11 protein-coding genes are annotated in these 13,321 nt (G+C 52.5%); 4 read left to right on the forward strand and 7 right to left on the reverse strand.

All coding sequences use genetic code 11. The annotated features are described in order from the left end of the window. The first annotated feature begins 25 nt into the window (after window positions 1–25). Window positions 26–3,208, forward strand: a complete 3,183-nt coding sequence (locus tag GDA54_03100) for a hypothetical protein (GenBank protein ID MBC6497292.1) — start codon at window positions 26–28, stop codon at window positions 3,206–3,208. Here the strand turns inward: GDA54_03100 and GDA54_03105 are convergent. After that, window positions 3,205–4,488, reverse strand: coding sequence for a tyrosine--tRNA ligase (locus GDA54_03105; GenBank protein ID MBC6497293.1), 1,284 nt, complete (start codon window positions 4,486–4,488; stop codon window positions 3,205–3,207). The two genes, GDA54_03100 and GDA54_03105, sit on opposite strands and share 4 nt — an antisense overlap. A 104-nt stretch (window positions 4,489–4,592) precedes the next feature. Between GDA54_03105 and GDA54_03110 the strand changes: the two genes are divergently transcribed. The 3 genes from GDA54_03110 to hslU are packed head-to-tail and all read left to right on the forward strand — an operon-like array spanning window position 4,593 to window position 8,235. After that, window positions 4,593–6,284 carry a formate--tetrahydrofolate ligase gene (locus tag GDA54_03110; GenBank protein ID MBC6497294.1) on the forward strand — a complete coding sequence of 564 codons (1,692 nt, stop codon included), beginning with the start codon at window positions 4,593–4,595 and terminating at the stop codon, window positions 6,282–6,284. Between the two features lie 48 nt (window positions 6,285–6,332). After that, window positions 6,333–6,887, forward strand: coding sequence for an ATP-dependent protease subunit HslV (gene hslV / locus GDA54_03115; GenBank protein ID MBC6497295.1), 555 nt, complete (start codon window positions 6,333–6,335; stop codon window positions 6,885–6,887). Window positions 6,888–6,906: 19 nt separating this feature from the next. Continuing rightward, complete coding sequence (gene hslU, locus GDA54_03120; protein MBC6497296.1) at window positions 6,907–8,235, forward strand: ATP-dependent protease ATPase subunit HslU; 1,329 nt, start codon at window positions 6,907–6,909, stop codon at window positions 8,233–8,235. Here the strand turns inward: hslU and GDA54_03125 are convergent. The 6 genes from GDA54_03125 to GDA54_03150 all read right to left on the reverse strand — a co-directional run bounded on the left by GDA54_03125 (window position 8,215) and on the right by GDA54_03150 (window position 13,300). Next, window positions 8,215–9,231 (reverse strand): hypothetical protein, encoded by a 1,017-nt coding sequence (locus tag GDA54_03125; protein MBC6497297.1) that lies wholly within the window; start codon window positions 9,229–9,231, stop codon window positions 8,215–8,217. The two genes, hslU and GDA54_03125, sit on opposite strands and share 21 nt — an antisense overlap. A gap of 12 nt (window positions 9,232–9,243) precedes the next feature. Next, complete coding sequence (locus GDA54_03130) at window positions 9,244–9,585, reverse strand: hypothetical protein (GenBank protein ID MBC6497298.1); 342 nt, start codon at window positions 9,583–9,585, stop codon at window positions 9,244–9,246. 173 nt (window positions 9,586–9,758) lie between these two features. Then, entirely contained in the window at window positions 9,759–10,118 is a 360-nt protein-coding gene (locus GDA54_03135; GenBank protein ID MBC6497299.1) for a hypothetical protein, read from the reverse strand. 135 nt (window positions 10,119–10,253) lie between these two features. Then, a complete protein-coding gene (gene sctV, locus GDA54_03140) occupies window positions 10,254–12,410 on the reverse strand; it encodes a type III secretion system export apparatus subunit SctV (protein MBC6497300.1) in 2,157 nt (718 codons plus the stop codon). A 47-nt stretch (window positions 12,411–12,457) separates the two neighbouring features. Then, window positions 12,458–12,862: a hypothetical protein gene (locus GDA54_03145; protein ID MBC6497301.1), complete on the reverse strand. Its 405-nt coding sequence runs from the start codon at window positions 12,860–12,862 to the stop codon at window positions 12,458–12,460. 48 nt (window positions 12,863–12,910) lie between these two features. Then, window positions 12,911–13,300 (reverse strand): hypothetical protein, encoded by a 390-nt coding sequence (locus GDA54_03150; protein MBC6497302.1) that lies wholly within the window; start codon window positions 13,298–13,300, stop codon window positions 12,911–12,913. Window positions 13,301–13,321 lie beyond the last annotated feature (21 nt).

Raw genomic sequence — 13,321 nt, forward strand, 5'->3', positions numbered from 1 at the left:
GAAAGGGTAAAATGGTGTCATGCTGATGAGACGTATTATAGTCATTTTTTCCTCCCTCATGGTCGTTTTCCTTATGGGCACGGCTTCTTATGTTGTCCATATGGTCTTTGTCAACAAGGAGTCCCTGTCCTTAGGCGTTTTTTCGCCTTATGTGTATGGGGCATTGGTGGATGTGGGGGATGACTATCATTGGGATGTGGAGGCGTCTGTTCTTCGTTGGGATGAGGATGGGCTCTTTTACGACATAGAGCATGTGGCCATTGATAATCGTGTGTTAGGGTTAGCAGTGGACATTCCGCGGGTGCGGGTTGCCTTAGGTTGGCCTCGTTGGTTGGGGGGTGAGGGGGTGGTGCGTCGTCTCGCTGTGGGAAGCACACAGGTGTTTTTAAAAATGCACGAGGAAGGCTCTTTCCTTGAGGCGATGGTCGTGCGCCTGCTGACATGGTCGAAGGGCGGGGGTGAGGGAGTCTTATTATTATTGAGTGATATGTTTTCTGCGCCCCTTGATTTCTTTGTGTTAGAGGATTCTCAGATGATTATCGAGAATCATACGGGGAGTAAGAGGTTTCGTTTGGAACTCGATACCGTCTCCTTCGAGACAAAGGCGAAGGAGGGGCTCTCTGGAGATATTGCCTTGCGCATGTATGCTGAGAGGTGTGGGGGGCGTGACATGGATGAAGGGCCTCGAGGGTCGGCTGCCTTCTCTTACCATGTGTGGGATGATGTTGCGCCGTCAAGGAGACGATATTTTGCCCTTCAATTGTCCTCTTTCACCTTAGCGCAGCTGGCGCCATGTCTCGAACAAGGTGAGACGTCTGTTCTTTCGTCTCTTTCTGTGGATGAGGTAGAGGGGACGGTCGAAGGGTTTGTGGATGATATGTCGAACATTCCTCAATTGTCTTTCAAGTTGGCGGGGAAGATGCGTGATATTCAGGCGCCACGTTTTTATACGATAGGAGAAGGGCATTCTTCCCCGGGGATTGAATCTTTCCATCTCCATATCGATATGAATTTTGTCGCCCGTGCCATGCGTGTGCGCGATGTGCGTTTCCGTCTGGCTGGTGGCGGCGTGGTGTCCTTATTTTCCCATATAAGCGATGTCCATGGGACAGAGACCTACCATGTGCCTATGGTGTTGTCTTTTGAGTCGCTGGATTTGCGTGTCGTCTCAGCGTTATGGCCAAAAAATCTGTCGACGTCGGCGCGCGCATGGGTGTTGAAGAGGTTGCGACAAGGCACGATAGACTATGCTCAGATGCATATGGATGTGATGTTTTCTCCATCGAGTCCTGACCCTTATCGCTTGGAGTCGTTTCAAGGGGATATGTTTTTCCGCGAGACGCATTTTTTGTCTTTGGATGATGCCTCTCTGTTGGTGAGAGGTGATGGCGTTGCCTATTATGACGAGACACGTTTTGACATCGATATTGTGCGAGGGATGATCCATGACGTTGCCATTGGCGGTTCGACGATGCGTTTCATTGATTTAGATAAGGTTGGCATGGAGCGCGCCGAGATGGACATTCATATCACGTCTGACCTGGAGGATTTTTTCTACGTCATGGATACCTATTCTCTGTATGGCGATTTTCCTTTGGTGGTAGAGCGTGATAGATTTGGCGGGTTTGTCAATGCCATATGTTTTTTGCGCTATGTTCTTCGTGATGACCCGCAAGAGGAAACGCATGTGGCGTTTGCGGGCGACATTCTTCATTTTTGGGTGAAGGATGCGTTTGCGGGCTATGATTTGAGCAGTCCAGCTGTTCAGTTCACATTGGATGACGACTCCTTGTATGTGGAGGGGAGCGTTGAGATTGGCGGGGGTGTGGCGAAGGGTGTGGCGTCCTATGAGACATTTTTTTCCCAAGAATCGACCTATGTGAGACGAGAGCGTTTTATGGGATGGTATCATGCCGACCAGCATGTGTTTGAGGGCATTCGTGTGGACGGCTCTCTGTTTGTGGATGATAGGACATTGCATAGGCGTGATGGGAGTGAGGAGAGGCGGATAAAAATCGATGGGCGTCATAGCGCTGTGCGTTTCCCTGTCTTTTTCTGGGAGAAGGAGAGGGGGACAGAGGCGTTTGCCGAGGTGACCATGCAATTTGATGCCGATGGTGTCTTGGTGGTAGCGCCTATCACCATAGGCGGGGAGGGTATCGATGTGCGCGGAACAGCGCGTTTGGTGAAATCTGGGGAGTCCTACAGCGTGGTGTCCCTTGATTTTCCTGTCATGCGTTTAGGGATGAGTGATGTCGCCCTGCAATGGGACGATATGGGACAGGTGAGGACATTAACCATCGAGGGTGATGACGTCATTTTGTCATCTCTTGCGGATGTTATGTCTTTTTATCGAGAGACATTTGCCTCAGGAACGGAAAAGGAAGGGACAGATAAAGACGTGGCGATGTCGTTGGCGTTGGGTCGTCTGAGGTTCGCAGAAGGCGCGACGCCAGCGCTGACAGATGTCGCCTTATCTTTCGTCACGCGTGATACATTGTGGCGGCGTTTCACATGGACGGCAGAGACACGCCATGGAGATGGGTGGGGGGATGGGCGCGCAGCGCGCCATGAAGTCTCGTTAAGCGGTGGCGAGGACGATGCTTCAGACAGGAATTTACAGATGCTCAGCGAGGATGTCGGCGCGTTTCTCCATGCCTTCACAGGTTATGACGGCATTGACAAGGGGCGGATAGATATATCGGGTTTTTTCTTGGATAGCGCGCCAGAGAGTTCGCGTCTTTTTGACGGGACATTCCTTGTGGATGATATGGTCATTAAGGATTCCCTGTTGGTCACGCGTCTGTCTAATATGTTGTCGCCTTCTGGTATCGTGAAATTTTTCACAGGAGATGGGAGCATTTTGTTTGAGGAGGGGGACGGCGTGATTTTTGTAGAGAGGGGAAGTGACAAGGCGCATCTTCAAGGCGGTGTCTTATGGGGCGATACGTTAGGGATGACGGTGGATGGCTTTTATGAGCTGTCTGGTGACAGATTATCTCTAGAGGGCGTTTTTGTGCCATCGTATGTCCTCAATAATTTTTTGGGCAAGATTCCCGTCATTGGCGATTTTGGCGGTGGTGACGAGAGTCACTTTGTGGGCGTTCCCTATACGTTGGACTCTGTGGGTGGCCAGTATGATTTTGACATCACATTGGGGTCATCTCTGGCGCCTCCCTTGTTGCGGCGTTTCTTGGATGTCTTTTAGGGCGTGTAAGTGATACGTCGATGATGTTTTTTTCCTTTGGAGAGGATGCATTGTTTGTCTGTATCGAAATGCTGTAGGGAGAGGGTCATGTGTTCGTCTGTGATGGTTTGTCGATTGATTTTGATAGCCTGTTGCGCGATGAGGCGTTTGGCGTCGCTACGGCTTTGACATAGGGCGCTCGTCATGAGGACATCGATGAGGGGGAGTCCGTGTTCTAGTTCTTGTTGGGTGAGGGTCGTGAGGGGCAAGTGATGTCCGATATGGTGTTTTTCGAAGGTGGCATCGGCGCTTTTTCTTGCGTCCCGCGCGGCGTCAGCGCCATGGAGGAGTTGGGTGGTGGCGTCAGCGAGCGCTTTTTTTGCGTCATTGAGTTTTTCGCCTGCATGGTCTGTGAGGGCGTGAATGGTGTCCACATCGATATCGGTAAAGAGGAGGAGGCATCGTCTCACATCGTCATCTCGACAATTGCGCCAGAATTGCCAATAGTCCCAGACGGATGTTTTATCGGCATGGAGCCATATGGCGCCTTGGGCGGTTTTTCCCATTTTTGCGCCTTGGGCGGTTGTCAGCAAGGGCATGGTGAGTCCGTAGAGGGGTGGCAAAGAGGTTTTTTTGCGCGCCAGTTCGATCCCTGTGGTGATATTTCCCCATTGGTCGCTTCCTCCCATCTGTATGTAGCAGGCGTGCTGTTGTGCCATGACGAGGAAGTCATAGGCTTGGAGGACCATGTAGTTAAATTCGAGGAAGCTGAGATGTTGTTCGCGTTCCAGCCGTAGGCGTACGGAGTCGGCATTCAGCATGCGATTGACGGAGAGATGGCGTCCTATGTCTCTGAGGAATGGGATAAGGGCGAGGGGTTCTAGCCATGTGGCGTTATTGAAGGATTGGAAGGCGTTTGGGGCTTTTGGCGCGCATTGGATTTTGTCGAAGAGGGTTTGGATGGCTTGGCTGTTTTTGTGGATGGTATTTTTGTCGAGGAGGGCGCGTGTTGTATCTTTGCCAGAGGGGTCGCCTATGAGGCTTGTTCCTCCTCCCATGACGATGATGGGTTGATGGCCATGTTTTTGGAAGAGGCGTAACATCATGAGGGGTGTGAGGCTTCCCACATGGAGGCTATCGGCTGTGGCATCGAAGCCGATATAGGCTTTGGCGTCTTTGTGTGTGTGGAGGACGTTATCGAGGGCTTGATAATCGGTGCATTGGTGGATGAATCCCCTTGCCCATGCCTCTTGGAGAAATGAGGAACGAAAGGGGTAAGGAGGTGATGGTGTGGCGTTCATGGGTGATATGGTGATATAGGGTCTTGACGTAGGGGGCGTGTCGTTCTAGTGTGACCCTTTGTAGAGAGGGTGTGATGACTGACGAACGTGGGAGGTGGGAGCATATGGCGTCCAAAGGAAAATACAAGAGCGATATTGAGATTGCAAGGGCGGCGCATTTGCGTCCCATCATTGAGCTGGCCCGTGATAGGTTGGGGATAGAGGCTGGTGACCTTCATCCCTATGGCCATGACAAGGCGAAACTTCCCCTAGAGTATATTGACAGCATGCATGGGCGTAAAGACGGCGTTCTGATTTTGGTGACAGCCATGACGCCGACGAAGGCTGGCGAAGGCAAGACGACCACCACCGTTGGTTTGGCTGATGGGCTTAATCGTCTAGGCAAGAGTTGTATTGCGGCATTGCGAGAGCCTAGTTTAGGGCCTTGCTTTGGCATGAAGGGGGGAGCAGCGGGGGGAGGATATGCGCAAGTGGTGCCGATGGTTGACATCAACCTTCATTTCACGGGGGATTTTCATGCGATAACGTCGGCCCATATGTTGCTCTCGGCGATGGTGGATAACCATATTTACTGGCGTCATGACCCAAAGTTAGATCCTCGGCGCGTGGTATGGCGTCGTGTCGTCGATATGAATGACAGGGCGCTACGCCATGTGACAATCTCTCTGGGGGGTGTTGCCAATGGCTTTCCTCGTGAAGATGGCTTTGATATTACGGTGGCGTCAGAGGTGATGGCGATCTTATGTTTGGCGACAGACTTACAGGATTTGCGAGAGCGTTTAGGCAAGATTATTGTGGGGTATGACGAGAACAGGCAGGCTGTGACGGCGCGTGACCTCAAGGCAGACGGGGCGATGACGACGTTGTTGAAGGATGCGTTACAGCCCAATTTAGTGCAGACGTTAGAGAACAACCTTGCCTTTGTGCATGGTGGACCTTTTGCCAATATCGCCCATGGCTGTAATACGGTGTTAGCGACCAAGACGGCGCTGACCTTAGCGGATTATGTGGTGACGGAGGCGGGTTTTGGCGCGGATTTAGGGGCTGAGAAATTTTTTAATATTAAATGTCGTAAGAGTGGTCTTCGTCCGGCGGCGGCTGTTCTTGTGGCGACGGTGCGCGCTTTGAAGTTGCATGGCGGCGCTGATGAGAAGGCGCTCAGTCGCGAGGATGTGGGCGCTGTGAGTCAGGGATTGCCTAACGTTCTTCAGCATGTGGAAAATATCCAAAAGTTTGGCATTCCCGTCGTTGTGGCGATCAATCGTTTTCCCACCGACACGGAGGCTGAGATACGTGAGGTGCAACAGGCATGTCGGGAGCAAGGTGTCTCAGCGGTGTTGGCGGAGCATTGGGAGAAGGGGGGTGAAGGCGCTGTGGATTTAGCGCAGGAAGTCATTAATGTGGCATCGAGAGGGAAGGGGGCGTTCACACCGCTCTATGACGACAAGACTCCCTTAGAAGAGAAGATAGAGATTGTTGCGCGGGAGATTTATCGTGCCGATGGTGTCGACATCGGGGCGGTGGCAAAGAAGAAGTTGCAAGACTACAAGGACATGGGCTTTGGTGATGTTCCTATCTGTATGGCGAAGACCCAGTATAGTTTTTCCACCGACCCCAGTCGCAAAGGGGCGCCGAGAGGTTTTCGTCTTCCTGTGCGTGATGTGCGTTTATCGGCTGGCGCTGGTTTTGTCGTTGTCTTAGCGGGCGATATTATGACGATGCCGGGCTTGCCATCTCGTCCCGCCGCTGAGAGTGTGGGTGTCGATGATAAGGCTGTTGTCTATGGCTTGTTCTAGTGAGGGTGAGGGCATGGGGAGACATGATGTGATGTGGCGGGCTCGATGATGGCGCATGACGGGATAGTGGGTGTGTCGTGGCATGGGACGACTGTTTTAGCGGTGCGGAAGGGGGGACAGGTCGTCATGGCGGGCGATGGTCAGGTCACCCATGGGCAGACAATTCTGAAGTCTAATGCCAACAAGTTGCGTGTCATGCAGAAAGGACGTATCATCGCTGGCTTTGCTGGCAATACGGCTGATGCGTTGACGCTCTTTGCGCGCCTCGAGAACAAATTGGAGGAGCATGGTCGCCTCACACGCGCATGTGCCGAATTGGCAAAGGAGTGGCGCATGGACAAGTATTTACAGCGTTTAGAGGCGATGATGCTTGTTGCTGACAAAGAGCATACATTTCTTTTATCTGGGTCTGGAGATATGATACAACCAGAGTATGACGTCATCAGCATTGGCTCTGGCGGCAATTATGCGATGGCGGCGGGGCGCGCTCTTTATGGGCGGGACGATATGGATGCGGAGGCGATCGTGCGAGAGGCTATGGCGATCGCCGCTGACTTATGTATTTACACGAATCACGCCATCACGGTTCTAAAGGCAACGTAAAGGCACGGGAGGCGAGTCTATGGCGGCAGAACAACAGCGTTTCTTTTTACCCAGTGAGATTATCTCTCAGCTTAATCGTTTTATTGTGGGTCAAGAAGGCGCGAAGAAGGCGGTGGCTGTTGCCCTACGTAATCGTTGGCGACGTCAACGGGTGGCTGACCATGCTTTGCGTCAAGAGATTCTTCCCAAGAATCTCCTCATGATAGGGCCGACAGGGGTTGGCAAGACAGAGATAGCGCGTCGGCTTGCCTCTCTGTCCAGCTCACCTTTCATCAAAGTCGAGGCGACGAAATTCACAGAAGTAGGCTATGTGGGGAGGGATGTGGAACAAATTGTCCGCGACCTTGTGGGGGTGGCCATCAATATGACTCGCCATGAGATGCGTGAGAAAAACAGGGAGGCGACTGAGCATGCTGTTCTCAAGATGCTGCTCAGGAAGCTAGAGAAAGAGGACAATGCTGTCTACGATGCGAGCCACATAGAGCCTTTACGTGAGGGGCGCTATGACCATAAGAACGTCACTATTGAGACGTCAGAGAGTTCATCCTCCTCCATGCCGTTGATGGATATTCCGGGTGTGCCGGGCGCGCAGATAGGCATGATGAATGTCAACGACATGATAGGCCGCATGATGGGTGGCGGACGCAAGAAGAAACGACAGGTGAGCGTCAAGGACGCAAAGAAAATTCTCTTTGAGATAGAGAGCGACAAGTTAATGGATGAGGAGCATGTGGCGCGTCAGTCTATCGAGAAGGTTGAGGAGCATGGCATTGTGTTTCTTGATGAGATCGACAAGATATGTGTATCGCGTGATGGCAGGCGTGGTGGCGATGTGAGTCGTGAAGGCGTGCAGCGTGACCTTCTTCCTCTTATTGAGGGGACGATCGTGCAGACTCGTCATGGCTCTGTGAAGACAGACCATATTTTATTTATTGCGTCTGGTGCGTTTCACTTTGCCAAGCCGTCTGATTTGATGCCCGAGTTGCAGGGGCGTTTGCCTGTGCGTGTGTCGTTGGAGTCGTTATCCCGTGAGGATTTTGTCCGTATTTTGACGGAGCCTGAGAATAATTTAGTGCGTCAATATAAGGCGTTAATGGAGACGGAAGGGGTTATGCTTGAGGTGACGGAGGATGCCATTGAGGAGATCGCGGCGATGGCGACAAAAATCAATGCCGATGTGGAGAATATCGGGGCGAGGCGTCTACACACGTTGTTAGAGAAAGTTCTCGAGGACATCAGTTTTAGGGCTGGTGATACGGAGGGTGCGTTTTCCGTTGACAAGGCCTATGTGCGTGAGCGTTTGCGTGATGTTGTGAGTGAGCAAGACTTATCGCGCTTTATTTTGTAGCGCCTGTTGCCATGTATCGTTGGCGGATGGTGTGTTCTGGAGTCTGATACCGCGTTTATTGCTGATCATGGTGGGGGCGCATGTGGCGATAGTGTGATTCTTGAGGGAGAGGATGAGGCTCTGTTTTTGCGGGGGAATAGGGATGGGCTGGCGCTGTGGGTTTGTCCCTGTGAGTTTTGAGAGGCAGATGGGGAATCTGTCGCTATGACATTCTAGGACGTAGGACTCTTGCTCTGTTTGGGCGGGCGGTAGGGGCGCATCGAGCCATATGTGCTGTTCTTGGTCTTTTCTTGTGCTGAGGCGTAGGGTCTTACCGAGACAGAGGACGGGCTGGTGCATGCGGGGGCTGACATCAAAGAAGACAATATCGCCGGCGTGCCATGTATGGATGTGCTCTATGGATTCGATGGTGATGAGTCCGTAGAGGAAGTATGCGGGGATGGAGATGGGGTGGTGGATGGTGGCGTCAGCGGACGCAAAACGTTGGAGGATAGCTATCCATGCGTCATGCTGACCTTGGGGGATTTGGACGCACACAGGAATGGTATTTCCATGGCTCAGTGTCCACAGCCCGTGGAGGGAGAGCATATCGGCGTCTGTGGGATGAGGGTCATGCTGGTTGGCGATATGGCGGGCGTCGGTGATCTCGACGGAGAGGCCAAGCTGGTGGGCGCATGCATCGATGATATGGTGGGCTTGGTCGGCCATGAAGGCGGATTGGATGGCGGGGTCTGCTTTATCCCATAGTGACGAGAGTCCATTATGCCATGAGGGGTCGAGGGCAATATCTGGCAAGCGCACTCTGAGAGGGCATGGGCCCAAGAGCGCGCCAATGTCCCAGCACCATGCTTCGCTCTGCTCTGTGGCGGGATGGTGAGCGGTGAGGGTGAACGTAGCTTGTTGTCCCGCGCCATAGTGGAGTTGGACGGGATGGCGTTGGAGCGCTTGTTCTATATGGCTTTTCTTATCATTGAGAGGATGGGCAAGGGACAGCATGGAGGACAATGTTTATTCGTTCTGTTCTTGTCGGTAGGCTTCGGCATAGGCGCGTTGCTGTGATTCTTCTTGTTCCGAGTCTTGACTTTGGTAGTCGAGGCGCACCGTGACCTCATGGTCTGTTTGTTCGCTGAGGAAGCTTTGGAGTCCTTCGATATGGCCGCTCATGATGTTATGGGAGAGGGGCGATGACGTTGAGACGACGACGCTGAGTTTTCCGTGCTGTTGATGGAGTTGAATATCGGTGCGTGGGAGGATGGAGTCATGGACGGTGATATGGACTCGTGATTCGCCGGGCTGATTGTTGTGTTGGACAAGGATTTTTTGGGCAATGTCTTGGATATTGTGTGGCATGGTGGGGGGCGATGGTGTTGTGGGCGATGTGGGAACAGCTTGTTCCGCATGGGCGGTTTGAGGCAGTGAGGTGGCGGCTACCGATGCTGATGTGATGTCCGATGGCGTCTGTGTGGTAGGACGAGATGGTGCGTTCTCTTGATGTTGTGGCCTATGGAGGTGATGTTTTGCCGCTAGCTGAGGGGGGGATATGGTTGGGGCGAGGCGGACGCTGTGTGGGGTGATGTATGAGGCGACGTTGTGTGGGGTGATGTGTGGGCTGGCTGTGCGGTGCGTAAACCTTGTGTCTGTGTGCTGTGCTGTGCTTTGTTTTGTGTGCGTGTGTTGCTCTTCGGTTTTGTGTTTTGTGTGCGCTTTTCCTGTTGCGCCTTCTTTTTTTTGACATGGCGTGGCGTCTTCTTTTGGAGAAGGGCGTTCATTCTTGCCACATCGGAGGGGTGTGCTGTGTCACCTGTGGGCGTTGATAGGGCGGGGGTGTCACTGAGAGTCGCTGGCACTGAGGGCGTGGATGGGACGTTGAATGTTGTTGTCATGAGGGTTATGTTTTTGGGGTGATGTTTTTTCTGTCGATGCCTGTGAGGAATGTCTTTGGGTGTCGCTTAGGTGTCCGCCATGGGGGCGGTTGTGTCATTTATTTCTCTTCTGTTATCGGTGGCGTGTGAGGGTGGTTAGGCGGCATTGGCTGTCTCTTCCATGTCTTGTGTTGCCATTGTTTCTTGTGGTTGTTGTTGTGTTTCTGTGTTTGTGCGAATTTTTCCCAATGGTTGGATGGTCATTTCTTGGGTGAGTTCTTGGTAGGCGAGGACGGGCAGGTCATAGATTTCCAGTTCGATGAGTTTTCGCACATAGCGGCGTATATCGGTGGCGGTGACGAGGACGGGGTTTTGTTGATGGTCGGTGAGCGTGCCGACGGTCTTTTTCACGGAGTCGACAAATTGGTGCGCGCTTTCTGAGTCGAGGGCGAGATAGCTTCCTCCTGATGTTTGTCTGATAGCGCCACGTATTTTTTCCTCGATACTCGACTCGATAAGGTAGGCGGGGAGGATATTTTGCCCTGCTGAGAATTGGTAGCTGATTTGTCGTCCTAGGCTCATGCGGACATATTCGGTGAGGAGGACGCTATCTTTTTCCTTTTGTCCCCATTCGATGAGGGCTTCTAGGACGGTGCGCATGTTGCGTATGGAGATGGATTCTGACACTAAGCGTTTGAGGATTTCGGCAACTTTCTGTAGAGGGAGCACCCGTTGAATTTCTTTCACCAAGTCGGGGAATTGCTCTTCCATGTTGTTGAGGAGGAAATACGTCTCTTGGATACCGATAAAGGATTCGGCATGACGTTTGAGGACAAAGCTGAGGTGATAAATAAGGATTTCTGCTGTTGTCATAGAGGATAGTCCCGCTTTTTTCATGGCATCCTTATGCTTTCTATCGACCCATAGGCTTGGGAGGTTGGGGAGGAAGGCCTTATCTTCTTCGTAGGGGATATGAAAGAGCTCGAGATTTTCTGCCTTTTCCCGTGAGAGCAAGGCATGGGGACGTAATGTGCCTCTGGTGACGGGGACTTCTTGGAAGAGGATACTATAGTCGCCATCCTGCATGGTGCTGGCAAAGCGTAATTTGATTCCTGGAAATGGCACGCCTAGGTCATAATATAAGGCGCGTCGTGCCCGTATGAGTTGGTCGTTCATCATGTCGCTATCGATGGACTCTTGCATCATGGCGGCGACTTCGATGAGGAGAGGCGTTGTCAGGGAGAATCCTTGCTCGTCATCGATACGTGTTTTTTGTCGTCCTTGCACATCGGGGGCTGTGGCGTCTTGTTTTGCTTTTCCTTTTTCTTGGGCGAGAGCGTGGCGTTGGCGCATCGAGAACCATACAGGGACACCTAACAGACAGGCGATGGTGAGAAAGATGAACGAGGGAAAGCCCGGGATGAGGGCGAAGCCCACCATGAGTCCAGCGGCAACGAGGAGCGCCCGTGGTTCTTGGGAGACTTGGATGATAATATCAGAGCCTAAATCCCGTTTTTCCTCTGAGGAGACACGGGTGACGATCAAGCCAGACGTAATAGCAATAAAGAGGGCGGGAATCTGTCCTATCAAGCCATCCCCGATGGTGAGGATAGAGTAGATATGGGCGGCTTCTGCTGCTGTCAGGCCATTTTGGACGACGCCAATGGTGATGCCACCGACCATATTGACGGCGACGATGATAAGGCCAGCGATGGCGTCGCCTTTGACGAATTTCATCGCCCCATCCATTGACCCAAACAGCTGACTTTCCTTTTCGATATTGCTACGTCTTGTGCGCGCTTCTTCTATATCGATGAGTCCCGCCCGCATGTCGCCGTCGATGCTGATTTGCTTGCCCGGCATGGCATCGAGGGAGAAACGGGCGCTCACTTCGGCAACACGCTCAGCGCCTTTCGTGATGACGACAAATTGGACGATGGTGAGGATAAGGAAAATGACAATACCCACAATGAGATTGCCCCCCACGACAAAATTGCCAAAGGTAAAGACGATGTCGCCGGCATCCGCTTGGAGCAAAATCAAACGTGTCGTGCTAATGGATAACGCCAAGCGAAACAGAGTCGTGATGAGCAACAAGGAAGGGAAAGAGGCAAATTCCAAAGGTGTCGTTAAATACACCGCCACCATGAGCAATATGACGGCAATGCCCATATTGAGGGCGATGAGCGTATCGATAAGGTAGGTAGGCAGGGGAAGGATCATCATAAAGATGACGGTGACCATCATCAGGGCGAGGACAATGTCGCTACGCCCTGAGACGATACGTAAAAATTTGTTGAGGACGGCTGTCATGGTTTTTATGGCGGGGCTTTTATGGCGGTGTCTGTGGCGGGATGTCGTTAGGATGTCGTTGGGATGGTGGGCGACTCTTGTGTGCGTGCGCCAACATAGTCGAGGAGTGCTTGTCCTAAGGCGCCTTTGCCGTCTTTGTCGTGTGCTGTCATGGCGCTGAGCGCCTTACAGCGTAAGAGCATGATAGCGGGGGGAAGGCTCTTGTCGCCTATGGTCTGTTTGAATTGGTCGATGGCGGTGAGAGTCCCTTCATAGTCGCCTGCGCGAAATCGGTGATAGATTAATTGGCGTAAGATGTGGAGAGAGGGTTCTGTCATGCGGGCGAGGGACTCGACAATGATGAGGGCATCGCTCTCTCTTTGATGTTTCACGAGGAGCGAGGCAAGCATCAAGAGGAAGTCGCGCTCTTCCGTATCGGTGGTGATGCGTGTTTGTTGCTGTGGTGTTGTCAATGGTCGCGTCCTCCTATCACTCTCATAGTGTCTTAAAAAGGGGTGGGGCTAGCCATGGATATGCGCTTGGCGTCTATCGACGAGTTCGAGATAGTCGTCTTTGAGTGCCGTGAGAAACTCGGCGCTACGTTCGAAGAGTGCTGTATAGTCTGGTTGTAGGCGTCCTGCCTCGTGCATTTTCTCGATAAGGCTTTGTAAGATGTCGCGATAGCGGGCGGGGAGGAGAATAGAGGAGTCTTCCATGACGGGTGAAAAATAGGCAGCGATGTCTTCATGGAGGGCGGGCGGGAACAGGACATCTTCCACCATAGGGCGGGTGCTTACGTGATTGGGGGCGAGCGTTCCTCGACGGGGCAGGGACGATGGCTGTGTCTGTTGGCGGACGACTTCTTCCAGACCTTTATCGAAGCGTAAGAGGGGATTGAGTTTGACGGACATGATGATAGCGATGGGATGGGA

This window comes from Alphaproteobacteria bacterium GM7ARS4, from assembly GCA_014332745.1.
In the GTDB taxonomy this organism is placed as follows: Bacteria; Pseudomonadota; Alphaproteobacteria; order GM7ARS4; family GM7ARS4; genus GM7ARS4.

Coding starts and splice junctions, on each gene's coding strand:
- GDA54_03100 (MBC6497292.1), top strand. CDS start 26: ATGAGACGTATTATAGTCATTTTTTCCTCCCTCATGGTCGTTTTCCTT.
- GDA54_03105 (MBC6497293.1), bottom strand. CDS start 4,488: ATGAACGCCACACCATCACCTCCTTACCCCTTTCGTTCCTCATTTCTC.
- GDA54_03110 (MBC6497294.1), top strand. CDS start 4,593: ATGGCGTCCAAAGGAAAATACAAGAGCGATATTGAGATTGCAAGGGCG.
- hslV (MBC6497295.1), top strand. CDS start 6,333: ATGGCGCATGACGGGATAGTGGGTGTGTCGTGGCATGGGACGACTGTT.
- hslU (MBC6497296.1), top strand. CDS start 6,907: ATGGCGGCAGAACAACAGCGTTTCTTTTTACCCAGTGAGATTATCTCT.
- GDA54_03125 (MBC6497297.1), bottom strand. CDS start 9,231: ATGCTGTCCCTTGCCCATCCTCTCAATGATAAGAAAAGCCATATAGAA.
- GDA54_03130 (MBC6497298.1), bottom strand. CDS start 9,585: ATGCCACACAATATCCAAGACATTGCCCAAAAAATCCTTGTCCAACAC.
- GDA54_03135 (MBC6497299.1), bottom strand. CDS start 10,118: ATGACAACAACATTCAACGTCCCATCCACGCCCTCAGTGCCAGCGACT.
- sctV (MBC6497300.1), bottom strand. CDS start 12,410: ATGACAGCCGTCCTCAACAAATTTTTACGTATCGTCTCAGGGCGTAGC.
- GDA54_03150 (MBC6497302.1), bottom strand. CDS start 13,300: ATGTCCGTCAAACTCAATCCCCTCTTACGCTTCGATAAAGGTCTGGAA.